Origin of the sequence: Nocardioides marinus (genome assembly GCF_013408145.1) — a bacterium.
In the GTDB taxonomy this organism is placed as follows: Bacteria; Actinomycetota; Actinomycetes; order Propionibacteriales; family Nocardioidaceae; genus Nocardioides; species Nocardioides marinus.
This window is the reverse complement of the sequence record NZ_JACBZI010000001.1, coordinates 4086292-4110100: the sequence shown is the minus strand read 5'-3', so window position 1 is coordinate 4110100 and position 23809 is coordinate 4086292. Positions and strand designations below refer to the sequence as shown.

General features: G+C 74.0%; 20 protein-coding genes. 9 read left to right on the top strand and 11 right to left on the bottom strand.

The features are described 5' to 3' along the window. The 5 genes from BKA05_RS19310 to BKA05_RS19290 all read right to left on the bottom strand — a co-directional run. A partial coding sequence (locus BKA05_RS19310) for a type VII secretion protein EccB (protein ID WP_179532876.1) occupies positions 1-707 on the bottom strand: 707 nt, incomplete at its 3' end. Positions 708-710: 3 nt separating this feature from the next. Continuing rightward, positions 711-2075, bottom strand: a complete 1365-nt coding sequence (gene eccD / locus BKA05_RS19305; protein WP_179532875.1) for a type VII secretion integral membrane protein EccD — start codon at positions 2073-2075, stop codon at positions 711-713. 129 nt (positions 2076-2204) lie between these two features. Continuing rightward, entirely contained in the window at positions 2205-2501 is a 297-nt protein-coding gene (locus BKA05_RS19300) for a WXG100 family type VII secretion target (protein WP_179532874.1), read from the bottom strand. A gap of 34 nt (positions 2502-2535) precedes the next feature. After that, positions 2536-2871: a WXG100 family type VII secretion target gene (locus tag BKA05_RS19295; protein WP_179532873.1), complete on the bottom strand. Its 336-nt coding sequence runs from the start codon at positions 2869-2871 to the stop codon at positions 2536-2538. 188 nt (positions 2872-3059) lie between these two features. Beyond that, a complete protein-coding gene (locus BKA05_RS19290) occupies positions 3060-4454 on the bottom strand; it encodes a hypothetical protein (protein WP_179532872.1) in 1395 nt (464 codons plus the stop codon). Positions 4455-4504: 50 nt separating this feature from the next. On the opposite strand from BKA05_RS19290, the gene eccCa reads away from it, so the two are divergent. Further along, positions 4505-8536 carry a type VII secretion protein EccCa gene (gene eccCa / locus BKA05_RS19285; RefSeq protein WP_343045772.1) on the top strand — a complete coding sequence of 1344 codons (4032 nt, stop codon included), beginning with the start codon at positions 4505-4507 and terminating at the stop codon, positions 8534-8536. Positions 8537-8549: 13 nt separating this feature from the next. On the opposite strand, the gene BKA05_RS19280 is transcribed toward eccCa, so the two are convergent. Beyond that, entirely contained in the window at positions 8550-9032 is a 483-nt protein-coding gene (locus tag BKA05_RS19280; RefSeq protein WP_343045771.1) for a nuclear transport factor 2 family protein, read from the bottom strand. Positions 9033-9230: 198 nt separating this feature from the next. Between BKA05_RS19280 and BKA05_RS19275 the strand changes: the two genes are divergently transcribed. The 3 genes from BKA05_RS19275 to BKA05_RS19265 all read left to right on the top strand — a co-directional run bounded on the left by BKA05_RS19275 (position 9231) and on the right by BKA05_RS19265 (position 10351). Then, positions 9231-9425: a hypothetical protein gene (locus BKA05_RS19275; RefSeq protein ID WP_179532871.1), complete on the top strand. Its 195-nt coding sequence runs from the start codon at positions 9231-9233 to the stop codon at positions 9423-9425. A gap of 90 nt (positions 9426-9515) precedes the next feature. Further along, positions 9516-9830, top strand: coding sequence for a type II toxin-antitoxin system VapB family antitoxin (locus BKA05_RS19270; protein WP_179532870.1), 315 nt, complete (start codon positions 9516-9518; stop codon positions 9828-9830). Next, the gene (locus BKA05_RS19265) at positions 9827-10351 is read left to right on the top strand and encodes a LytR C-terminal domain-containing protein (protein ID WP_179532869.1); all 525 of its coding nucleotides are present in this window, start codon (positions 9827-9829) and stop codon (positions 10349-10351) included. Before BKA05_RS19270 ends, BKA05_RS19265 begins: the two co-directional genes overlap by 4 nt. A 9-nt stretch (positions 10352-10360) precedes the next feature. Here BKA05_RS19265 and BKA05_RS19260 read toward each other — a convergent pair whose 3' ends face one another. Then, positions 10361-11860, bottom strand: coding sequence for a potassium/proton antiporter (locus BKA05_RS19260; RefSeq protein ID WP_179532868.1), 1500 nt, complete (start codon positions 11858-11860; stop codon positions 10361-10363). Positions 11861-12000: 140 nt separating this feature from the next. Between BKA05_RS19260 and BKA05_RS19255 the strand changes: the two genes are divergently transcribed. Together BKA05_RS19255 and BKA05_RS19250 are read left to right on the top strand one after the other, a co-directional pair. Further along, positions 12001-13497: an FAD-binding protein gene (locus tag BKA05_RS19255; RefSeq protein WP_179532867.1), complete on the top strand. Its 1497-nt coding sequence runs from the start codon at positions 12001-12003 to the stop codon at positions 13495-13497. A 122-nt stretch (positions 13498-13619) separates the two neighbouring features. Beyond that, on the top strand, positions 13620-14834 hold the full coding sequence (locus tag BKA05_RS19250; RefSeq protein WP_179532866.1) for a pyridoxal phosphate-dependent aminotransferase: 1215 nt from the start codon (positions 13620-13622) through the stop codon (positions 14832-14834). A gap of 3 nt (positions 14835-14837) precedes the next feature. Here BKA05_RS19250 and BKA05_RS19245 read toward each other — a convergent pair whose 3' ends face one another. The 3 genes from BKA05_RS19245 to BKA05_RS19235 are packed head-to-tail and all read right to left on the bottom strand — an operon-like array spanning position 14838 to position 18708. Further along, complete coding sequence (locus tag BKA05_RS19245; protein WP_179532865.1) at positions 14838-15878, bottom strand: hypothetical protein; 1041 nt, start codon at positions 15876-15878, stop codon at positions 14838-14840. Then, positions 15875-17236: an acyltransferase family protein gene (locus BKA05_RS19240; RefSeq protein WP_179532864.1), complete on the bottom strand. Its 1362-nt coding sequence runs from the start codon at positions 17234-17236 to the stop codon at positions 15875-15877. The genes BKA05_RS19245 and BKA05_RS19240 overlap by 4 nt, the downstream gene beginning before the upstream one ends. Then, positions 17233-18708 carry a glycosyltransferase family 2 protein gene (locus tag BKA05_RS19235; protein ID WP_179532863.1) on the bottom strand — a complete coding sequence of 492 codons (1476 nt, stop codon included), beginning with the start codon at positions 18706-18708 and terminating at the stop codon, positions 17233-17235. Before BKA05_RS19235 ends, BKA05_RS19240 begins: the two co-directional genes overlap by 4 nt. A gap of 320 nt (positions 18709-19028) precedes the next feature. Between BKA05_RS19235 and BKA05_RS19230 the strand changes: the two genes are divergently transcribed. The 3 genes from BKA05_RS19230 to BKA05_RS19220 all read left to right on the top strand — a co-directional run bounded on the left by BKA05_RS19230 (position 19029) and on the right by BKA05_RS19220 (position 22395). After that, entirely contained in the window at positions 19029-20375 is a 1347-nt protein-coding gene (locus tag BKA05_RS19230) for a glycoside hydrolase (protein WP_179532862.1), read from the top strand. Positions 20376-20509: 134 nt separating this feature from the next. After that, complete coding sequence (locus BKA05_RS19225) at positions 20510-20932, top strand: hypothetical protein (protein ID WP_179532861.1); 423 nt, start codon at positions 20510-20512, stop codon at positions 20930-20932. Continuing rightward, on the top strand, positions 20929-22395 hold the full coding sequence (locus BKA05_RS19220; RefSeq protein ID WP_179532860.1) for an alpha/beta hydrolase family protein: 1467 nt from the start codon (positions 20929-20931) through the stop codon (positions 22393-22395). The genes BKA05_RS19225 and BKA05_RS19220 overlap by 4 nt, the downstream gene beginning before the upstream one ends. On the opposite strand, the gene BKA05_RS19215 is transcribed toward BKA05_RS19220, so the two are convergent. Next, complete coding sequence (locus BKA05_RS19215; protein ID WP_179532859.1) at positions 22386-23720, bottom strand: YncE family protein; 1335 nt, start codon at positions 23718-23720, stop codon at positions 22386-22388. The two genes, BKA05_RS19220 and BKA05_RS19215, sit on opposite strands and share 10 nt — an antisense overlap. Positions 23721-23809 lie beyond the last annotated feature (89 nt).

Genomic DNA, 23809 nt, shown 5'->3' with positions numbered 1-23809 from the left:
TCGCGCAGGAAGGCGTCGGTGCGCTCGGAGGCGCCGGCGGGCAGCAGGTAGCGGTAGGCCTGGGCGGGTTCGGCGCCGGTCTCCGGGGCCGTCGCCACCAGCCACAGCCCCGAGGAGGAGCCGCGGGACGAGCCGGTCTTGACCTCGACGAGCACCGCGTCGCTGGCCGACGCCGGCGTGACGGCGGGCTCGTCGTCGACCGCCACCGCGAGCCCCAGGCCCTCGCCGGTGCAGGCGGTCCACCCGGTGTCGACCAGCGCGCCGGGGTCGGGCAGCGAGGCGGGCGCGTCGAGGATGCCGATGTCGGCGCCGATCTGTCGGGTCTCCAGCACCTCCTGGGAGACGATGCGCGGCTCGAGCCCCTCGGCACCGAGGATCAGCTGCGCCGAGGTGATGTTGAGGACCGGCCGCAGCGCGGGCAGCTCCCCGTCGGGCAGGTCCTCGTCGAGGATGACGTAGGCGGCACCGAGCTCCTTGCTGATCACCAGCCCGGGGGCGTCCCAGTCGCTGTCGGGGCGGTCGGAGAAGACACCGGTGATCGCGGCGGCCGCGACCATCAGGACCGACAGCGCCACACCGCCGACGATGGTGCGTCCCGGTCGTGCGGGCTCGACCTCGCGTCCGCCCGGGGCTCCGGAGACGAAGGCGGTGACGAGCCGGCGCCTGCTGAAGGCGTGCGCCTCGACGAGGTCGCGCTTGGTGGCCACGGCTCAGCCCACGATCGCGGCGAACAGCCCGCACGCGACGACGGTCAGCGGCAGCAGCGCGAGCAGTGCGACGGTCTCGGCTACGTCGCCGAGCCGACCGCGGCGCACCGAGGGCTGCGACGGCACGAGGGTCAGCGCGAGCAGCACCCCGCCGGTGGCGGCCAGCACCACGGCGGTCGTCGGGCGCCAGTCGGGCTGCAGCCACAGCACCGCCGCGGCCGTCGAGACCAGGCCGAGCACCCCGCTGAGCAGGCCGACGAGCACCTCGGTGCCGGTGCGGTACTGCCGGGTGCGCAGCATCAGCACGCCCGCGCAGACCAGGGCCAGCACCGTGCCGGAGAGGCCTCGGCCCACCGCCAGCGGTGCCACCGCCACCAGCAGCAGCCCGACCGTCGCCCCGATCGCCAGCAGCACCTCGTGCGCCAGCCTCGCGTCGGCGCCGACCGCGGCGGCGTCGATGTCCTCGGGGTCGGCGGTGAGGTCGTCGACGGAGTAGGCCTGCTCGACCCCGCGCCCGGTCAGCCCGAGCGCCCACCAGGGGAACACGCTGCCGAGCAGCACCAGGAGCACCAGCAGCGCCACCAGGACGACCGCCGGGTCGAGGTCGGTGTCGGCCAGCACCAGCCCGGTGACCAGGAAGACCGCGCCGACCGCCGCCGGCGGCAGCGTCAGGGCACGGCCCTCGCCGACGGCCAGCAGGGACAGGGCGCCCACGACCACGGCGCCGAGCCCGGCGCCGACGGCCGAGGGGCCGAAGCCGCCCCCGCCGGCCAGGAGCAGGCCGGCCACCACGGCGTACAACGAGGCGGTCCAGGAGACCGCGACCGCGGCCTCCGGCTCGCCCTGGACGCGGGAGAGCACCACGGCGCCGGCGAGCAGCGCGGCCGCGACGATGGCGGCGGCGCTGCCGGCGAGCGTGGAGTCGGTCTGCAGCAGCAGGCTGCCGGCGCCGAGGACGAGCAGCAGGCCCGCCGCCCCCAGGGCGGTACGACGCCCCGAGGCGGGTGACCAGGGCCGCAGGTCGCGCTCCACGACGTCGGTCATGGCCTCGACCACGTCGTCGTAGACCCGGGGCGGGTCGGCGTCGACGCCGGCGCTCACGGTGAGCAGGGCTCCGTCCTCGACGCCCTGCAGCACCAGACCGGCGTCCCCGGACAGCCGGCGCCCGTCGGGGCCGGTCACGCAGTAGCCGCCGTGGACCGTGAGCGGGTCCAGCAGCCCCACGCTGCGGGCCAGCTCGGGGACCAGCTCGGCGACGGGGACCGCCCCGGGCAGCACCAGGTCGACCCGGCGGCTCCCGGAGGCCACGGTGACGCGCACCAGCCCGGACAGGGGCGCGGGGCCGGCGCTGGGGGGCGCGGTGCTCATGGAAGGTCCTCCCGAGACGGGTGCCGAGGGCCGAGGGGTGGGGTCACGACGTGGGGCTCCTACCCACGTCAGAGCGGCCCGTCCCCCCGGTCTGGACCGGGAGGACGGGCCGACTCACGTGGCGGGGACTCAGCCGCCGAACAGGGCCGCACCGCGCTGGTCGGCGGATCGGTAGTCCTGGTTGGCGGTCGAGACCGCGACGCTGGTCTTGGCCAGCAGGTCCTTCATCTCGTTGATCGCCTGGTCCCACTGGGCCTTGGCCTGGGTGTAGGCCTGCTGGGCCGAGCCGGACCAACCGGAGCCCTTGAGCTCCTTGAGGTCGTCCTCGAGTCGGTTCATCCGGTCCTCGATGGCCTTGACCCCGTTGGCCAGGTCGCTGGCCCCCAGGTCGAGGCCGCCGTGGTTGACGCTGATGCCGTCGTACATGTCTGTCTCCTGCTCCTGCTGGTCCGGGGCCCGGTCAGACGCGGCCGTTGGGCAGGGCGCCCAGCGAGTTCTGGAGGGCGGTCATGGAGGACTGCTGCGCGTCGTCGGTCGACACGTTGTCCTTCTCGGTGGTGATGAGGTTCTGCTCGAACTCGTTGAGCGCGCTCACGATCTTCTGCTGCTTGTCGTTCCACGCCATCGCCAGCGTCTGGAACGCGGTCGAGCCCTGACCGCCCCACTGGCTGCGGAGGGTCTCGACATTGGTCATGAGCTGCTTGGAGATGCCGTCGAACTCCGCCTTGGCGTCGGCGACGAGCCCGGCGGCGCGCGTCAGGGTCTTCTCGCCCTGCCCGTAGTCGGCTGCTGCCATGGGAACTGCTCCTTCCTCGGAGGCGACCCCGTCGCCCGAGATGTGGGTGTCGTCCGTCCCGCGGTGACCGGCTCGCCCTGCGGGCCCGGCGTGCTGCGCGACGTCAGGGCGTCTACCCGGGTCTTTACCCGCTAAACCAGCGCGGGAGCCGGCTGTGGATGACGGGGTGGGGCCGGCCGGGGCCCGGCTCAGACGTCGGGGACGCTCTCCCAGAGCAGGCGGAACAGGCCGGTCGCGGGCACCAGGGAGGCCAGCGCCAGCGCCCCGACGAACCCCTCGAGCACCTCGGCGCGACGCGACCACCACGCCGAGCGCCAGCCGCGTCCGGTGGCGACGGCGGCCGCCACCAGGGCCAGGGCGAGCGCGACCGCGGCACCCCCGACGAGCAGACCGGCCCCCTCACGCAGCGCGGCCGCGAGGTCGACCAGCAGGGCGAGCCACGCACCGAGCCCGGCGAGCCGGAGCAGGGCGCGCGCAGCGCGATGGCGGTAGCTGCGGGCCGCGAGCAGCAGCGCCGCCCCGGCGAGCAGGGCCAGGGCCCGCGCCCCCACCACGTCCGGGGTGTGCGGCACCGAGGCGAGCAGCGCGGGCGCGGCCACGGCGACCACGGCGAGCACCGCCACGCAGGCCGATGTGATCACGACGGCCCCGCGGGCCGCGACGTCGGTGACCAGGTCGGGCGGGACGACGGTGCGGCCGCGGCGACCCACGGGCCGCTCGCGTGCCGACCACGCGTTGACCGAGAGCCGCTCGAGGTCGACCAGCAGCTGGTCGGGCACGTCGACCGCCAGCCCCGGCACGAAGCGCGGCGCCAGCAGCGCGAGCGCCAGCAGCACCGACCAGACGACCTGGGCCGGGGCGCCGACCAGCGCACCGAGGGTGGTGAGCACGAACAGCGCGACCCCGACCATCGTCCACACCCGCAGGGCCTCCGACCGGCCGGGCGTCAGCACCCGGGCCACCCCGGCGGCCACGGCGGAGACCAGCGCCACCACGCCGAGCAGCACCGGCCACCGGTCGGGGACCGGCTCCCACACCACGGCGTACGCCGCTGCGCCGGCGTAGACCGGGGCGAGCACCGCCCGGTGGCCGGCCGGCACGCCCGGAGCCCCGACCGGCAGCGCCGCCACCAGGGCGGCGAGCACGAGGAGCACGACGGTCGCCGTGCGTGGACCGCCGTCGGCCGTCGCACCCGCCCAGCCCGCGAGCACCCCGGCCGCAGCGGCGAGGCCCAGCAGCACGGGAGCACCGGGCCCGGGGACCTGCTCATGGCCCGACCCGGGCGCGACCGGGCGGGGGTCGCCCGAGGTGGCGAGCACGCCGACCGCGGCCGGCTCGAGCGCGACCAGCAGGGCGCCGGCACCGACACCCACCTCGCGCAACGACCGGGCGGGGTCCAGCACGCCGGCCCCCGCGGAGCCGGCCGAGCCGGCCACGAGGTCGGGGGGCCCGGGGAGCCCGAGCTGTGCGGCGTACTCCGCCGCCACGTCGGCCACCGTCGCGGCGGCCGGGACCACGAGGTCCACGACGCCCCGGGGGCCGTGCACGCTGAGGGCGAGGACGTCGCCCGCACCTGCCGCCACTGCACCTCCCGATCGGTTTCGCCGCGCCGGGTGAAGGGTAGTCGCTCGCCGTGACGACGACCCTGCGCGGACAGCGCCTCGAGGCGCCCGAGATGCCCTCGGGGGAGATCCGGCTGCAGCCGCCGCCCGAGCTGGACCGCTCCGAGGGCGCCGCCGGCGTGATGATGAACGCGATCCCGATGCTCGGCAGCCTCGGCTCGATCGTGCTGGTGGCCTCCATGGGTGCCGGTGGCGGGGGCGGGCGCTCCTACATCGCGGCCGGGATGTTCCTCTTCGCCACCCTCGGCTTCATCGTCGTCCAGATCGACCGGCAGCGGAAGCAGCGCGCGCAGTCGGTCACCGGCTCGCGCACGGAGTACCTGCGCTACCTCTCCTCGGTGCGGGCCGTCGCCCGCGACGCCGCCACCCAGCAGCGGCGGGCGCTGACCTGGCAGCACCCGGAGCCGGCCTCGCTGCCCGCGCTCGCCGAGGAGCGCAGCCGGGTCTGGGAGCGCGGCGCGACCGACCCGACCTTCCTGCACGTGCGCTACGGCGTGTGCAGCCAGGAGCTCGCGCTGCGGCTGGTCCCGCCCGACAGCGCCCCCATCGACCAGGTCGACCCGGCCGCCGCCTCGGCACTGCACCGGCTGCTGGTCGTGCACCGCAACCAGCCCGACCTCCCGGCCTCCCTCGACCTGCGCGCCTTCGACCGGATCGAGGTCTGCGGCGCCGAGCCCACCGCACGCGCCCTCGCCCGGGCGCTGGTCTGCTCGGCCACCGCCTTCCACTCCCCCGAGCACCTGGTCGTCGCGGTCCTGGCCGGCGAGCGTCAGCTGGCGCACTGGGACTGGGTCAAGTGGCTCCCGCACGCCCACTCCGCCCGGGTCACCGACGCCGTCGGCCCCCGGCGGATGGTCGCGACCTCGCTCGACGAGCTCGCCGAGCTGCTGCCGCCCGACCTGGCCGACCGGCCCCGCTTCGGTGCCGACGAGCGGCCGGCGGTCCCCCACGTCCTGCTGCTGCTGGACGGCGCGGACCTCCCGCCGGGCAACCACGTGGTCCCGCCCGACGGGCTGCACGGCGTCACCGTCCTCGACCTGCCGGCCCGCTGGGACGACCTCGAGGACCCGACCCGGCTGCGGCTCGCGGTCCTCGACGAGCCGACCGCCCCCGGGCTGGTCGCCCTGGAGGCGGTGCGGGTGCGCGAGACCCCGGTGCGGGCCCGCGGCGACCAGTGCGACCTGGCCACCGCGGAGGCCTTCGCCCGTCGGCTCACCGCCCTGCACACCGTCACGGCCGGCTCCGGCGTACCCGACGACGCGGCGCCGGACCTCTCCGGCAGCACCGACTTCATGGAGCTGCTCGGCCTCGGCGACGTCCACGCCTTCGACGCCGACGCCGCGTGGCGCCCCCGCCCGGCGCGGGACCGCCTGCGGGTTCCGATCGGTGTCGGCGAGGCCGGTCTGCCCGCGCACCTCGACCTCAAGGAGTCCGCCCAGCAGGGCATGGGGCCGCACGGCCTGGTCATCGGCGCGACCGGATCGGGCAAGTCGGAGTTCCTGCGCACGCTGGTGCTCGGCCTGGCGATGACGCACTCGCCCGAGCAGCTCAACATGGTCCTGGTCGACTTCAAGGGCGGCGCGACCTTCGCGGGCATGTCCGGCATGCCGCACGTCTCGGCGGTCATCACCAACCTCTCCCAAGAGCTGACCCTCGTCGACCGGATGCAGGACGCGCTGTCCGGGGAGATGGTGCGGCGCCAGGAGCTGCTGCGCGAGGCCGGCAACTTCGCCTCGGTCCGCGACTACGAGAAGGCCCGCGCGGCCGGCGAGGACCTCGCGCCGCTGCCGTCGCTGTTCGTCGTGGTCGACGAGTTCTCCGAGATGCTCAGCGCCAAGCCGGAGTTCATCGACCTCTTCGTCGCCATCGGCCGCCTGGGCCGCTCCCTCGGCATCCACCTGCTGCTGGCCAGCCAGCGCCTGGAGGAGGGCCGGCTGCGCGGCCTGGAGTCGCACCTGTCCTACCGCGTGGGGCTGCGCACCTTCAGCGCCCAGGAGTCCCGCGCGGTGCTCGGCGTCCCCGACGCCTACGAGCTGCCCGCGGTCCCCGGCCTGGGCTACCTCAAGCCCGACCCGACCACGATGCAGCGCTTCAAGGCCGCCTACGTCTCGGGCCCGCCCAGCGGCCGGGCCCGGGTGCAGCGCGACGAGGGCGGCCACGTGCGCGGCATCCTGCCCTTCACGGTCGCCTCGGTGCGCCCCCTGGAGCAGCAGCCCGACGCCGCACCCGAGCCGGTCGCGCCGCGGCCGACCAGCGACGAGTCACTGCTCGACCTCGCCGTACGCCGGATAGCCGGTCGGGGCCCGGCCGCCCACCAGGTCTGGCTCCCGCCGCTGGAGGAGCCCGACACCCTCGACGGGCTCTTCGGCGACCTGGTCGAGGACCCCGCACTGGGCCTGCACTCGCCCTCGTGGCGGGCGCTGGGCGGCCTCACCGTCCCGCTCGGCATCGTCGACCGTCCCCGTGAGCAGCGCCGCGACACCCTGACCGTCGACCTCTCCGGCGCCGCCGGTCACGTGGCCGTGGTCGGCGGGCCGCGCAGCGGCAAGTCCACGCTGCTGCGCACGATCGTGGCCAGCGCGTCCCTGGTCACCACGCCGCAGGAGTCGCAGTTCTTCGTGCTCGACTTCGGCGGCGGCACGTTCGCACCGCTCGCCCACCACCCCCACGTGGCGGGCGTCGGCACCCGCTCCGAGCCCGACGTCGTGCGTCGCATCCTGGCCGAGGTCACCGGCGTGGTCGACCGCCGCGAGGCGTTCTTCCGCGACCGGGGCATCGACTCGATCGAGACCTACCGCGCGCGCCGTCGCGAGGGCCGGGCCGACGACGGTTTCGACGACGGGTTCGGCGACGTCTTCCTCGTCGTGGACGGCTGGTCCACCCTGCGCGCCGACTTCGACGACCTGGAGATGGAGATCCAGCAGCTGGCCGGGCGCGGCCTGACCTTCGGGCTGCACGTCGTGGCGGGCGCCGCCCGGTGGTCGGACTTCCGGGCCGCGATGCGCGACGTCTTCGGCACCCGCCTCGAGCTGCGCCTGGGCGACCACGTGGACTCCGAGATCGACCGCCGGCTCGCCGCCCTGGTCCCCACCGGCCGCCCCGGCCGCGGGCTGGTGCAGTCCAAGCTGCACTTCCTCGGCGCCCTCCCGCGCATCGACGGGGCCGGCACCGGGCACGACCTCGGCGACGGCGTCGAGGACCTCGTGACCCGGGTGCGGGCCGCCTGGCGGGGGCCGGCCGGCCCCAAGCTGCGGCTGCTCCCCGCGCGCATCGACCTCGCCGACGTACGCCGGATGGCCGGCGCGGCCGAGGCCCCCGACGCCGCAACCGGGTCACAGCCGGGCGGCGGCCCGCTGCTGCTGGGCGTGGACGAGAAGGAGCTGGCACCGCTCGGTCTCGACGTCGACGCCGAGCCACACCTGCTGGTGCTGGGCGACGGCCAGTCCGGGAAGAGCTCGTTGCTGCGGTCCTACGTGCGCGAGGTGGTCCGCACCCGCGGTGCGGCCCAGGCGCAGGTCGTGGTCGTGGACTACCGCCGCTCCCTGCTCGGTGAGGTCCCCGAGGAGCACCTCCTGCAGTACCTCACCTCCGCCCAGCAGGCCACGCCGGCGCTGCGCGACCTCGCCGCCTACCTCGAGCAGCGCATCCCGGGCCCCGACGTGACGCCCGAGCAGCTGCGCAGCCGCTCGTGGTGGCAGGGCGCCGAGGTCTTCCTGGTCGTCGACGACTACGACCTGGTGGCCACCGCGCAGAGCTCGCCACTGGCGCCGCTGCAGCCGCTGCTCGCCCAGGCCCGCGACGTCGGCCTGCACGTCGTGGTGGCCCGTCGCTCCGGCGGCGCCTCACGGGCGCTCTACGAGCCGGTGATCCAGACGCTGCGCGACCTCGCGATGCCCGGCCTGCTGCTCTCGGGCAGCCCCGACGAGGGCCCGGTGCTCGGCACCCTGCGGCCCACGCCGCTCCCGCCCGGCCGCGGTCGGCTGGTCACGCGCGACCGGGGCGTCGAGACGGTGCAGGTCGCGTGGAGCGAGCCGACCGCGTGAGCGGGTCGGGTGCTCACACGTGCGTGTGCTCGCCCGGGCCCTTCACCGACAGCGACGGCAGGTCCGCGAGGTCGTAGGTCGCCTCGTAGGTGCGGCGGTAGCCGGTGTGCGCGACCCGCCAGCCCTCCGGCGTACGCACGTAGCGGTCCTCGTAGAACGCCGCACCCTCGAGCATGAACCCGAATGCGGCGACCAGCACCTTGTCCTGGAGGTACCACCGCGCGGTCGCGGTGTCGCCGTCGACGGCGATCTCGGGGTGGTGCACCTGGTGGAGGGTGATCAGCCCCTCGCCGAGGTTGGTGCGCATGTAGTCCACCAGCGCGGCCCGGTCGTCGAACTCCAGGCCGTTGTAGTCGGCGGTCGCGTCGGGCAGGAAGCACGCCTCGAACTCATCCCACTGCTTGGTGTCGAGGGTGCGCAGGTAGCGGTACTTCAGCTGCTTGACGTCCTCGTGGTCGCGCCACTCAGAGATAGAACCTGTTCCAGTTTCGCTCACGGCGGCAGCGTACGACGCCTGTCCAGCCCCACCCGTGACGACGCCGTCCGGTCGGGGCCGATCTCCCACCCACACAGGGATTGGAGCGATCCAAGTCACACCCGCGAAAACACGCCTGTAACCGTCCGTCAACCCTCCCGCGATCTGGCGCGCGCACCCTGAGAGCACTGATCACCTCCAGGACCCGAGGAGCACCCCATGGCCGACACCACCCCCGTCACCGCCACCACGACCGACATCACGACCGCCGCCGACCGGCTCGGCGAGCAGCGTGCCGCCCTGCGGCTGCGCCACTCCCAGCGCCTCACCGCTCTCATGGAGGCCCGCAACGACCTGCGTGGCGTCCACGCCCTGGCCGACTTCGTCGACGACTCGGTGCGCTGGAGCGCCTGACCCCCCTCGACCAGCGGCAGCACCCCGTCGGCAGCCGCCCACCTCTGCGGTGGGCGGCTGTCGTCGTCGGGGCGCACTAGACTCGCGGCCGTGATCTTCAAGCGGGTCGGCGACGGGCGCCCCTACCCCGAGCACGGACTCTCGTCCGGCGACTGGGCCGCCCTGCCCCCGCGCCAGGTGCGCCTCGACGAGCTGGTGACCACCAAGGACACGCTCTGGCTCGGCACCCTGCTCGACGAGGACTCCACGTTCTACGGGGACCTCTTCGCCCACGTCGTGGACTGGCACGGCGAGCTCTACCTCGAGGACGGCCTGCACCGCGCGCTCCGCGCGGCCCTCCAGCAGCGCCCCGTCCTCCACGCCCGGGTCCTCGACCACGCCGCCCACGGGAAGCGCTCCGCATGATCGACCTGTCCGCCGGCCTCCGCACCGCCCTGACGCTCGGCGTCCTCGCGGTCCTGCTCCTGGTGATGCTCACCTGGGGCTGGTCCAACGCCACCGCCCCGCTCCCCGGCTCGGACGAGCCCGAGGAGGCCGGGGCGTGCGAGCCCTGGACCGTGGTCGAGGGCGAGCAGCTCGACGCCGCCCAGGTCGAGGTGACGATCCTCAACGCCGGCACCCGCGAGGGGCTGGCCGGGGCGGTGATGGACGGCTTCCTCGAGCGCGGCTTCCGCGAGGGCACCAGCGGCAACGCCCCGCGCGACACCGAGGTCGCGAAGGTGCAGGTGTGGGCGGCCGACAAGCGCGACCCCGCCGTGGTGCTCGTGCGCAGCGTGCTGCCCAAGCCCGCCCCGGTCCGCGAGGCCCCCGTCGACCTCGTCGACCTGCCGGGGGTCGTCGTGGTGGTCGGCAACGACTTCGGCGACCTGCGCGAGGGTCGCTCCTCCCTCACCGCCAAGCAGGAGGGCGCGGCCTGCGCGCCCTGACCCAGCGGGTCACCTCGCCGGACCCAGCCACTGGGCGAGCCGTCCACCACGGCTGACCTGCCGCAGCCGGCGCTCGGTCTGCTCGCGCTGGCGCCGCGGGGTCACCACCAGCAGGTGGTCGCCCGAGCGCAGGACGGTACGCCGCTCCGGCACCAGCGTCTCGTCCCCCCGGATCACCAGGGAGACCGAGGCACCCGGCGGCAGCCGGAGCTCGCCGACCTCCACCCCGTGCATCAGCGACCGCGGGCTGATCGTCACCTGGAGCAGGTCGGCCGCCACCCGCTCGAGCGGTGCCGCCTCGACGTCGAGGTCGCGCGGCTCGGAGCGCCTGGCCACCCGCAGCACGCGGGCCACCCACGGCAGGGTGGGGCCGGTCAGCAGGGTGAAGACGACGACCATGACGAAGACCAGGTCGAAGAGCCGCTCGCTCCCGTCGATCCCCTCGGCCAGCGGGATGGTGGTGAGCACGATCGGCACGGCGCCGCGCAGACCGGCCCAGGACAGGAACGTCAGCTCCCGCCACGACATCGGCTGCACCAAGGCGCTCACCGCGACCGAGATCGGCCGGGCGACCAGGGTGAGGACCAGACCGGCCGCCAGGGCCATGCCCACCGTGGACAGGGTGATCCGCCCCGGGGAGAGCAGCAGGCCGAGCATGACGAACAGCCCGATCTGGGCCAGCCAGGCGACGCCCTCGGCGAAGGAACGGGTGGCCCCTCGGTGGGGCAGGTCGGAGTTCCCGAGCACCAGCGCGGCGACGTACACCGCGGCGAAGCCGGAGCCGTGCAGGGCCGCCGCCGCGCCGTAGCCCAGGAAGGCCAGCGTGAGGACGGCGAGCGGGTAGAGGCCGGCGGTCGGCAGGGCGGCGCGGCGCATCAGCCAGGCACCGCCGAAGCCGGCCGCCAGACCGCAGACCACTCCCAGGGCCAGCTCGCCGAGGACGAGACCAGCCACCACCACCGGCGGGTGGTCGCCGACCGCCCCGGTGGAGACGAGCGTGACCAGCACGACCGTGGGGGCGTCGTTGAGGCCGGACTCGGCCTCGAGGGCACCGGTGAGCCGACGGGGCAGCGGCACGACCCGGAGCACCGAGAACACCGCGGCGGCGTCGGTCGGCGAGCAGACCGCCCCGAGCAGGACCGCGAGCTCCCAGGGCAGGCCGAGCACGTAGTGCGCCACGACGGCCACGACCGTGACCGAGACGACGATGCCCACGGTCGCCAACGAGACCCCGAGGCGCATCGAGGGGCGGGCCTCTCGCCAGTTGGTGGTGAGCCCGCCCTCCGCGAGGATCACGGCGAGCGCGGCGAAGCCCAGCGCATGGGCGGCCGCCGCGTCCTCGAACTGGATGCCGACCCCGGCCTCCCCCAGGGCCACGCCCATGAGGAGGTAGATCAGCAGCGAGGGGAGCCCCGCCCGCGTCGAGACCCGCACGGCCAGGATCGCGAAGAGGGTCACGGCCGACCCGACCAGCACGAACTCGTCGAGCGCGTGCACGTCGAAGGTCATCTCGCCCCTGTCGTGGTGTCGGGGTCGGCGGGGTCCGATCCTATCGGCGTACGCGCCCGGGTCGCGCCGACCGTCGTGGGGCTGGACAGGTGTCCGGCCACCCGTTCCGCAAAAGTGGAACTTGTTCTAGATTTGAGCGCATGAGCGACACCAGCACCCCCGGCACCGCCGTCCCCGACGTCCTGCCCGCCTCGGTCCTCGACGGGGCGGAGGGCTTCGACGTGGTCGTCGTCGGCTTCGGCATCGCCGGCGGCAGCGCCGCGCTCGAGGCCGCCCGGGCGGGGGCCCGGGTGCTGCTGCTCGAGCGTGCCGCGGTGCACGGAGGCACCTCGGCGATGTCGGGGGGGCACTTCTACCTCGGCGGGGGTACGCCGGTGCAGCAGGCGACCGGCCACGAGGACTCCCCCGAGGAGATGTACAAGTACCTCGTCGCGGTCTCCAAGGACCCCGAGCACGACAAGATCCGTGCCTACTGCGACGGCTCGGTCGAGCACTTCGGGTGGCTGGAGGACCTCGGCTTCGAGTTCGAGCGCTCCTACTACCCCGAGAAGGCGGTCATCCAGCCCGGCACCCAGGGGCTGATGTTCACCGGCAACGAGAAGGTCTGGCCGTTCAAGGAGCAGGCACGTCCGGCGCCGCGCGGCCACAAGGTCCCCGTCCCCGGTGACACCGAGGGCACCAAGCTGGTGATGGACCTGCTGCGCGACCGGCTGGCCGAGGCCGGCGCCGAGGTCCGCTACGAGACCGGGGTGACCAACCTGGTCGTCGACGACGCGGGCGCGGTCGTCGGCGTCGCGTGGCGCTCCTTCGAGCGCAGCGGCGTCGTGCGTGCCGACGCGGTCGTCGTGGCCGCCGGCGGCTTCGTGATGAACCCCGACATGGTCGCCGAGCACACCCCGGCGCTCGGCTCGAAGCTGTTCACGCTCGGCTCGACGTACGACGACGGCCTCGGCATCCGGCTGGGCGCCTCGGTCGGCGCGGAGCTCAAGCACATGGACGAGCCGTTCATCACCGCGCCGGTCTACCCGCCGGCCTCGCTGCTGACGGGGGTGATCGTCAACAAGCACGGGAAGCGGTTCGTGGCCGAGGACAGCTACCACTCGCGCACGTCCCAGCACGTGATGGAGCAGCCGGACTCCGAGGCCTACGTCATCGTCGACAGCGAGCACGGCGAGCTGACCAGCTACTCCATGCTGGTCCCGATCATCGACGCCTACGACACCCTCGCCGAGCTCGAGCAGGCGCTCTCGCTGCCCGAGGGGTCGGTGCAGGAGACCCTCGGTCGCTACAACGAGCACGCCGCGAAGGGTGAGGACCCGGATTTCCACAAGAGCCCGGAGTTCCTCGCTCCCCAGGACACCGGCCCGTGGGCGGCCTTCGACCTGCGCCTGGGCAAGGCGATGTACGCCGGGTTCACCCTCGGCGGCATCCGCACCGACCTCGACGGACGGGTCCAGCGCCCAGACGGCTCGGTCGTCACCGGTCTGTACGCCGCCGGCGCCTGTGCCTCCAACATCGCCCAGGACGGCAAGGGCTACTGCTCGGGCACCCAGCTCGGCGAGGGCTCGTTCTTCGGCCGCCGGGCCGGTCGGCACGCGGCGGGTGTGGCTGCTGGGGCTGCTGGGGCGGGTGTCTGAGTGGAAGGTCTGACTGATGTCAGTCAGACCTTGCATGGTGCGGTCGAAGGTTCGACCGCGAACGCGAAGGTCGGACTGACATCAGTCGAACCTTCCGACGGCCGCCACCTACCCTCGACCCCATGACGCCACAGGAGCACGCGAGCAGCCGCTGGGCGGTGGCCAGCCGGGCGAACGTGCCGCCCTTCCACGTCATGGACCTGCTGGAGGCGGCGACCCGGCGCCAGCGCACGCACGGCGACCTGGTCAACCTCGTGGCGGGCCAGCCGAGCACGGGAGCACCCGGGCCGGTGGCCGACGAGGCGGTACGGCTGCTGCGCAGCGGTGACCCGCTCGGCTACACCCCGAGCATCGGCATCCTGGAGCTGCGCGAGGCGATCGCGACCCACCACCGGCGTACCCACGGCATCGAGGTGACCGCCGACGACGTCATCGCCACCACCGGCAGCAGCGGCGGGTTCCTGCTGGCCTTCCTGGCGGCCTTCGAGCCCGGCGACAAGGTGGCGATGGCCCGGCCCGGCTACCCCTGCTACCGCAACGTCCTCACCGCGCTGGGCTGCGAGGTCGTCGAGATCGAGACCGGCCCGGAGACCCGCTACCAACCGACCGTCGAGCAGGTCGCGGCGATCGACGGCGTCAAGGGCCTGGTCGTCGCCAGCCCCGCCAACCCCACCGGCACCATGCTGATGCCCGAGGAGCTCGCGGCCCTGGCGCGGTGGTGCGAGGAGCAGGGCGTGCAGCTGATCTCCGACGAGATCTACCACGGCATCGAGTACGCCGACGGCGCCCCCGGGTCCGGCCGGCTGGCCCGCAGCGCCTGGGAGACCAGCCGCGAGGCGATCGTGTTCGCCAGCTTCAGCAAGTACTTCTCCATGACCGGCTGGCGGATCGGCTGGATGCTCGTCCCCGAGCGCCTGCGCCGCGCGGTCGACGTGCTCACCGGCAACTTCACGATCTGCCCGCCGGTCATCGCCCAGCGCGCCTGCCTGGCCGCGTTCACGCCGGAGTCCTACGCCGAGCTCGACGGCCACGTCGCGCGGTACGCCGGCAACCGTCGCCTGCTCCTCGACGGGCTCGCCGACCTCGGCATCACCCGGCTCGCGCCGGCCGACGGCGCGTTCTACGCCTACGCCGACGTGGGTCACCTGACCGGGGACTCGATGGCCTTCGCCCACGAGCTACTCGCGGCCACTGGCGTCGCCGTCGCCCCCGGCATCGACTTCGACACCCTCGACGGTCCGCGCTCGATCCGGTTCAGCTTCGCCGGCCAGGCCCGCGACGTCGAGACCGGCCTCGAGCGGCTCGGCGACTTCCTCCGGCAGCGACGCCCCCGCTGAGGATCAGCGCCGGAGCACCGACGCGGTGAGCGCGTGGCCGGGCAGCCGCAGCCGGTAGCGCAGCACGCGGTCGCCCTCCGGCACCTGCACGGTCAGGGTGGTGGCCGGCCCGTCGTTCCACGCGAGCACCGCCACCCGACCGTCGGGCCGCTGGAGCACGCGGGCCTCCACGCTCTCGCCACCACGCGTCGGCAGCAGCCGGGAGCCGGGCTGCACGGCCCGCGCCGCCACCGCGTACGCCGCTCCGCGCGCGGTCATGCGGGCGGGACCCTCACCCAGCAGCACCAGCGCCTCCTCGCCGTCGATCAGCGCGGGGGCGAGCGGGGCGCGGCCCTCGTCGAGGGCGGGGAGGATCTCGCGGCGTACCACCCGGTCGACGGCGCGCTCCCAGGACCGCTCGCCGGGATCGGCCAGCGGGGCCTCACCGCTGCGCGGGGCGGGCTCGGTCCGGCCACGGTTGACCAGCGCCCGCAGGTCGGGGCGCAGCTGGGCCCAGCCCTCCACGACGTCGGCCACGGGCTCGCTGGCCTTTCGCAACTTCGCCTGTCGGCCGGGGCCGCTGTCGCCGTCGACCACGAGCGCCTTCTCGGGGGCGGCGCCGACTGCGAAGACGGCGAGCCCCATCTGCTCGGTGTCGACGACGTGGCTCAGCAGCCGCGTGCGCCGGGGCTCGGGCACCCCGATCAGCCGCTCCGCCTCGGCCTCGGTGACGACGACACCGACGCCCGGGAGCCGGGCGTCCTCGCTGCCGCCGACGACGGAGAGGGTGTCGGGGTCGTCGAGCAGCGCGAGCGCGGCCGTGAGGTCGACCCGCTCGGGCTTGGCGACGCGGCGCGGGCCGTCACCCGGCAGGTGCCGGACGGTGTCGACCGAGCCGGTCAGCCACGCGGGGGCGGCACCTGGCGAGGAGGTCAGCACGATCGGCGGCCGCTCGGGCTCGCCGGCCACACCGGGGTTGCGGTCGAGCGCGACCCGGACGGGGCCGACACCCAGGGCGACGAGGCCGGTCACGGTCAGGCCGGTGGCGAGGACTCGGAACATCATCGGGAGAGCACCTCCATCTCCAGGGACGTGCGTCGCGTGCCCTGGGCTTCGAGGACGTCGGCGCGCAGGGCGCCGGGGACACCGGCGTGCGCCGGGAGGGGTGGCATGTCGAGCTCGGCGTAGAGGTCCTTGCGGCCGCCCTCACGCGGGCGCAGCGAGCCGACGTCGACGAAGGGCTCCTCGACCACCCGGTGGACCACCCAGGCCAGTGCGAGCGCAGCGATCGCGATCAGCAGGTAGTTGTGCAGGTAGCCGTTCGGGTCGGTGTCGATCAGGCCGAGGTTCTCGAACCCGATCGCCACGGGCTCGTGGACGAGGTAGACGGTGAACGCCACGACGCTCAGCCGGAGCATCAGCGCGTTGTCGACCCAGCGCGCCGGTCGGTCGGACCGACAGGTCATCACCGCCAGCAGGATGAGCGTCCACCCCACCGAGGCGACCGGGTGCCGCAGGCTCTCCAGCACCGTGTCGGGCACGTAGTAGAACGTGCGGCGCGCCTCGAAGAGCAGCCAGACGCCGGTGACGGCGAGCACCAGGCTGGCCCACGCCGGGATGCGACGGCTGCCCATCCACACCACGAGCACGGCGGCGGCCATGCCGATCGCGAAGTCGTCGGCCTTGGCGGCCGGCCCGAAGCGCCAGGCCCAGCGGTCGGGCTCGATCTGCCAGACGAAGTCCACGTTGAGCTTGTAGAGCACCGAGGCCAGGGCCACCGCGGCCACCGGGCCGAGCAGCCGAGCAGCACGGCGGGCGTCGCCCTCGACCTGTCGCACCCAGCGGACCCAGGCGGGGGCGAAGATCGCCAGCGCGACGTAGAACATCCAGTCCACCGACAGGGTCCACGCCGGGCCGATCGTGGCGAAGATCCGCTCGGAGTCGAAGGCCTGGACCAGCAGCAGGTGCTCCACCAGGTCCAACCAGTCGGCGGTCGTGATGCCGTAGTTGCGCATGCTCCAGCACACGATGACCAGCAGCCAGTACGTCGGGATGAACCGGAACACCCGGCGCCACAGGAAGTCGTCCCCGGACGGGACGTGGCGCCGGTCGTCGAAGGCCGCGACGACGAACGGCAGGAACAGCAGCAGGCCCGAGAGCACGAAGAACAGGTCGACGACCAGGTCCACGGACAGGATCGCGGTCAGCAGGCCGGGGGTCTCGTACAGCGGCCCGAGGCCGTCGTCGTCGGTGTCCATCACCTGCCAGGCGTGCACCGCCACGACCGCGAGCGCAGCGACGCCGCGCCACCCCTCGACCCCGCGCACCTTGAACCCCGCGCCCGCGCCCTTGCGCTCGGTGCTGCGCAGGAAGCCCTGGTCGTTGCGCCGGTCGACGGCGAAGGACGTCTGCGCGGCGGTCACAGGGCGATCTCCAGGTCGCGACGGTGCTCGGCGGGAGCTGGGTCGGCTCCGTGCGCCGGGGCCTGGGACGTGCGTGCGGTGACGTCCCACGAGTGTGCGCCGAGCAGGTGCCGCACCACCGCGCCACGGGTGACGCTCATGCGCAGCTCGGCGTACCCGAGCACCGAGACCAGGACGTAGCGGGCGAAGAGCCCCGGTCGGGCGCCGATCCCGGGCGCTGCCAGCCGGTTGGCGGCGACGGCCTGCAGGACGGGGACCCCGTTGACCCCGATGGCGGCCACGATGAAGAACAGCAGGTCCCACACGACACGTCGGTCGGTGGCCCAGGCCATCGCGATCACCAGCGGGACGAGCTGGGTCGCGAGGAAGGGGTGGACGGCCCGCCAGGCGAGCAGGAAGGCCACGCCCCGGCGCTGCACCAGGCTCAGCCGCCGGTTGAGCAGCAGCGCCGCACAGTGGCGCAGGCTCACCTCGTGCCAGCCCTGGGCCCAGCGGGTGCGCTGCTTCCACCAGCCGCTCCAGTCGGTGGGGGCCAGCTCGTAGGAGAGGATGCGCGGGTCCATCGCGAGCCGGCGGCCCTGGTCCAGCGCCCGCATCGAGACGTCGATGTCCTCGGTGAGCATCCGGCCGTCGAGGCCGAGCTCGTCGAGCACCTCCGCGCGCCACCAGCCGTTGCTGCCGCCGAAGAGGCCGAAGTCGTGGGTGACGGTGCGGCCCGGGTGGGCGACGGCGTACAGCGTCGCGAACTCGGCGGCGACGGTCCGGGTGACGAACGTGTCGCGGTCGTTGCGGATCGCGCACTGCCCCTGCACCACGTCGTAGCGTTCCTCGCCGGCGGCGTCCGCCAGCCACTGCGCGGCACGGCGCGCGCAGGAGGGGTGCGGGTGGTGGTCGGCGTCGAAGACACCGACCACGTCGACGTGGCCGCGCAGCAGCTCCATCGCGACCTCGAGGTTCTCCACCTTCGACGTCGAGCCGGCCGCCTCGACCACCAACAACCGGGGCTCGCGGTCCGCGAGCTCCTGCAGCTCGCGCTCCACCATCAGCGGCACCGGCGTGTTGTAGGCCAGCACGACCAGGTGCCGGTCGCGCGGGTAGTCGATGGCCAGGTGGGCGTGCAGGGACTCCACGATGGTGGCTTGCTCGTTGGGCAGGTACGCCGCCACCACCGTCGCCACCCGCGGCAGGTCCAGGACCTCGACCGGCCGCTTCAGCGGCGGGTCGGGGAACCGGAAGGCCCGCGCGGTCTCGATGGCGATGAGGAACGCCGTGCCCAGCAGCGAGGCGAACAGCACCCAGAACCACATCTCCAGCGCACCCTGTGCGGGCGACCAGGCCACCAGCACGTAGGCGCACAGACCCACGACGGGTGGCGCCACGGTCCCCAAGCCGATCTCCACGGCCGCCTGGCCGCGCCGTCCGAGGCGCGCGTACCACCTCGCCGGCGCACTGCGGCGCACGCGTGTGGTCATCCATCCGCTGGTGCGGTCGTTCGCGGGGGTGCGCGAACTCCTCCCTGGGTGCTCCATCCCAGAACCTCTCGACTACGTGCCCGGGGGGACACGGTGGGGGGTGTCGTGAGCGCACCTGGGCCTCCCTGCCCAGACACGTGTCGTTCAACGCTCTGAACGAGGCGCCTGTCAGTAGGTCACGGCCGCATTCCACCGGTCTGGACCAGCGTGGGTGCCCGAGTTCAGTGCGGAGGACCGCCCACCGGACGCGTGGGTCCCCGGCGGGCGCCGATCCGTTGCACACTGGTCGCACCCCCCCTTCCCGACGATTGAAGGCCCCGGTGCGCGTACGACGTGTGGTGACCGCCGCCGCGAGCATGCTCGCGCTGGTGCTGGCCGGCGCGGCGTCGACGACACCGCTCACCCTGGCCTCCTCCGGGTCCACGGCGCTGCTGAGCACCTCACCGGTCGACGAGGCGGTCCGCCTCGCGCTGCGACCGACGCTGGCCGCCGAGGAGGTGACCGCGGAGGTGGTGGTCGACCGGTCCCGTGCGGCCCGTGGCCAGCGGTGGATCGGGGTGGGCGCTGCGCTCACCGACGCGTCCGTGGAGCACCTCGAGGGCCGGGCGGACCTGGTGTCGCTGCTTTTCGGCCAGGAGCCCGGCTCGATCGGGCTGGAGTGGCTGCGGCTGCCGCTCTCGGCCACCGACATGTCGACGACGCTGTGGGCATGGAAGTCGGGGCGGCGCGGTGTCCGGCCGAGCCGGCCCGCTCGGGACGCGCTCCGGTTCCTGCGCCGCGAGGTGCTGCCGGTCGCCCCCGACCTGCAGGTCATGGCCTCGGCCTGGACCGCGCCACCGGCGTACAAGACCTCGGGGTCGTGGTTCGGGGGGCGGCTGCGCGGGGACCGGGTGAAGAGGTACTCCCGCCTGCTGGTCGGGCAGGCCCGATGGCTCACCGCCCACGGTGTGCCGCTGCGCTCCATCAGCCTGGGCAACGAGCCCGGGCACACCTCCGACTACCCGACGATGGCGATCTCCGACCGGCAGCTCTCGCGGCTGGCCCGGCTCGTGGGCCCCCAGCTGGACGCCCTGGGCGTGGAGCTCTGGGGTCTGGACCACAACTGGGCCGACCTGCCGCGCCTGGACGCCACCGGCACCGACGGCCTCGACGCGATCGCCCTGCACTGCTACGACGGACTGCCGGCCGACGCCGCCGACCTCACGCTCCCGTGGCTGGTCACCGAGTGCACCGGCACCGACGACGGCCCGATCAGCACCTTCGCCTGGGACTCCCAGCACCTCGTGGTGGACGCCGTGGCCGCCGGCTCCAGCGGGCTCCTCATGTGGAACCTCGCCCTCAGCCCCGGTTGGCGCGGTGCCTTCGGCGGCTGCTGGACCTGCCGTGGGCTGGTGACGATCGACGGCGACACCGTGCGCCGTGAGGCCGAGTTCTTCACGCTGGCGCACCTGCACCGGGCGGCGCCGGCCGGGTCCCGGGCAGCACCGGTCACCATCAGCGGACCCGTCATCGCCTCCGGCTTCCGCTCCGCCGGGCGCGCCGGCGTCTACGGCTTCAACACCTCCGACCAGACCCTGACCGTGCGGGTCCGCTCCACCGACGGCGCGCTGGCCTCGGTGCACGAGGTCGGCCCCTACGAGGTCTTCTCCTGGGTCGGGCGGGACTGACCCCCCTCGGCCCGCTGACCGCCCACAGGCCGGTCCCAGACCGCCCGCTCCACCACCGGTCGGGAACGCGGGTTGCTCCCGCGCTGCCCGGGCAGGGACTCCTCACCTGACGACCGGCCGTCCCGGAGGCACCCATGCCCGCAGACCCCGGCGCGATCCGCGCCCTCGCCCACCGCCTGCGCACGCAGGCCGACGACGTACGCCGCGAGGCCGACCGGCTCGTCGCCCTGCTCGACTCCACGCCCTGGCACGGGCGCACCGCCGAGGCTGCCCGGGCCCGCGGTCGGGAGCGGGCCGGCGTCCTGCGTGGCACGGCCGCCCTGCACGACACGGCCGCCACCGCACTGGACCGGCACGCTCACGAGGTCGAGCGGCGCCGGGAGCTCATCGCCCACGTGGAGCGGGTGGTGGCCGGCCTCGTGGAGGAGGCCGTGCAGACCGCTGCGGACGGTGGTGCCCGTGTGCGCGAGCTGGTCGTGCCGCCACCGGGGGCACGAGAGTGGCTCGACGTCGACGTGCGCTCGGTGGCGGCCGTCCTGGAGAGGGAGGCCGCGTGAGCAGCCGGCCCTCGGGCGAGGTCGTCGAGGTCACCGGCGGACAGGCGGGGGTCGCCGCGTCCTGGGCCGCACTGCTGGCACTGGCCGACCGCTACGACGAGGCGGCCGAGCGGATGCGCGGGTGGGCCGGCGAGGGCGCCGACGTGCTGCTCGACCCCGACCTGCTCGCCTCCGGTCTCCTCTCACCCGTGACCCTCGCCGAGGCCGAGGCCGGGGTGCTGGCCGCCACCGTCGGGCCCGACGGCGTCGGCACCGAGTCGCTGGGGTGGGAGGTCGACGCTCGGTCCCTGCGTCTGGTCGTCGCTGCTCTGTCCGCGGCCGACTCGGGGGTCGCCGAGACGGTCGCGGGGCTCGAGCACCTGGTGGGTCGCACCGTGGGCTGGACGATCGGGGCCACGGCCCCGGCCCTGCTGCCCGTCGGGCTCCTCGCCGCCGGGCGCACGGCCCTCCTCGCGCCCGGCCTCCCGCAGCGGGCGGCACCCGCCCTCGAGCGCTGGCTCACCGCCCACCCCGAGGAGGTCGAGCACCTCGTGGCCGGGGGCGGCGGTCTGCTCGAGGGCCTGTGGGACGGGCTGACCCCCGTGGTTCCGGGCGGTCCGTGGGGGCTCCCGCTCGACACCGGCGACGCGGCGGCGGCCGCCGCGCTGCTGTCCCGTCTCTACCCCGGTGGCCGCGTGCGGGCCACGCCGCTGCCGGGCGTGCGGGTCGAGGCGTCGTCACGGGTGCCGGCCGACGTCGCCGACCTCGTCGAGCACGTCAGGCAGCTCAGCGAGCTCAGCGGCCCCGAGCACCCGGAGATGAACGGCACCGTCGAGCTGCAGACCCTCACCGCCGCCGACGGCTCGGCCCGCCACGTGCTCTACCTCCCCGGCACCGACGACATGACGACACTGCCGTGGACCCGCGACGGGGACGTGCGCGACATGGGCACCAACCTCCAGCTGATGGGTGGCCTCGACAACGGGTACGCCGACGGGGTGCTCGCGGCGCTCGAGCGGTCCGGGGTCGGCGAGGACCCGGTGCTCGTCGTCGGGCACAGCCAGGGCGGGATGCTCGCCGCCGACCTGCTGGCCTCGGCCCCCGAGCACGGCGTCGCGATCAGCCACGCGGTCACGCTGGGGTCGCCGACCGGGCAGCTCGCCGGGTTCCCCGAGGGCAGCCTCCTGCTCTCCCTGGAGCACCGGGGCGACGTCGTACCCCTGTTGGACGGGGTGGCCAACCCCGACTCCGTCGAGCAGGTGACCGTCACCTTCGACACCGCCGGCTCCGGCGGCGTCGCCGCCCACCACGGGTTCGAGGCCTACGCCGAGGGCGCGGCCCTGGTCGACACCAGCCACGACCCCTCGGTGTCCGCCGCCGTCGAGGAGCTGCGACGAGCCGGCTTCCTCGGCGACCCCGACAGCAGCGAGGGCACCGAGGTCACCAGCCGGGTCTTCCAGGTGGTGAGGGAGGCTCAGCCGTGACCGGGCTGGTCCTGCGGGAGGTCGGCGACGTAGGAACGCTGGATGAACCCGTTGCGCACCCGCTGCGGGTGGTAGCCCACGTCGGTGGTCCGCACGATCTTCGCCAACTTGTAGGAGATCTTGGAGACGGTGTCGGAGCCCGACCACGAGATGTAGCAGTGCTTGCCGTTCCAGGACTGGGTGACCCAGTAGGGCTTCAGCCCGCCCTTGATCAGCTTCGAGCGCTTCATCCGCGGGTACGACACGACGGTCGCGTAGTCCGACATCGTGCCCGCGACACAGATGTGCTTGCCGGTCGGGTCCATCGAGATGCCGTGGTGCGCGGAGTCGAGCAGGTAGAGCTCGCGCGGGGTGTCGGGGATGAGGTTGGGCAGCTTCTTGACCTTGGTGATCTCGCCGGTCTCGCGGTCCATCACCACGAAGCCGTGGAAGAAGGAGAGCTGGAAGATGAACGTGTCGTCGTCAGGGGTGTGGGTCAGCGGCCGGACGGCGGTGGAGACGTCCTCGAGACCCGCCTCGTCCAGCGCGGCGCGCAGGTCGTAGCGGCGGGTCACCTCGTAGGTGTCGGCGTCGACCAGCTGCAGCACCCGCTCCTGCTTGGTGGCGTCCAGCACCGGGTCGTCGAGCGGGCTGTAGACCATGCCGATGCTCGCGTGCAGGATCGTCTCGCCGTCGTCGAGGTAGACCGACTCGTGCGGGGAGCCGCCGGACTCGAAGCGGCCGACCTCCTCGCCGGTCTCGACGTCCAGGGCGTGCACGACGTTGCCGGTCGAGGCCGACACCACGACGGTCTCGCCGTCGGGCGAGAGGGCCATGTGGTCCGACCGCACGCCGTCGACGGCGAAGCGCCACACGATCTCCCCGGTGGCTAGGTCGAGGGCGACCACGTCGGCGAAGGAGGGCCGGGACACGATGAGCAGCCGGCCGTCGTTGGAGGAGTACATGTCGTCCACGAGCTGGTCGTGGCCCTCGCCGATCAGCTGCTGGATCGCGATGAAGTAGGCCAGCCGGTAGGGGTTGAGGCTGATCTCGGCGATCCGCTCGTCGTAGTCGGGGACGATGTCGAGCCGCCCGATCCGCTTGAAGCTGCCCGGGAGCAGGACGTCGGCGGTGCCGTCCCAGTTGTTGCCGACGTACACGACGCGGCGCAGGTCCTTCCCCTTCGTCTTCCCCGGCGCGGCGGCGAGCACCTGGGCGGCAGGAGCCGTGGCCACGACCGACGATGCGGGCGCCGCCGAGGCGGACGTCGTCACCGGGGCGGCGGCACCCAGGGCGAGGGCAGCACCCACGCCCGTGGCGAGCGCGGAGCGGACGAGGCGGGACATGGGACCTCCCAAGACGTGAACACGTTTCAGGTATTCAACGACGTCCTGCGACGACCGTCACGCCCCGTCCGGGTGGCAGGACGCGTGAG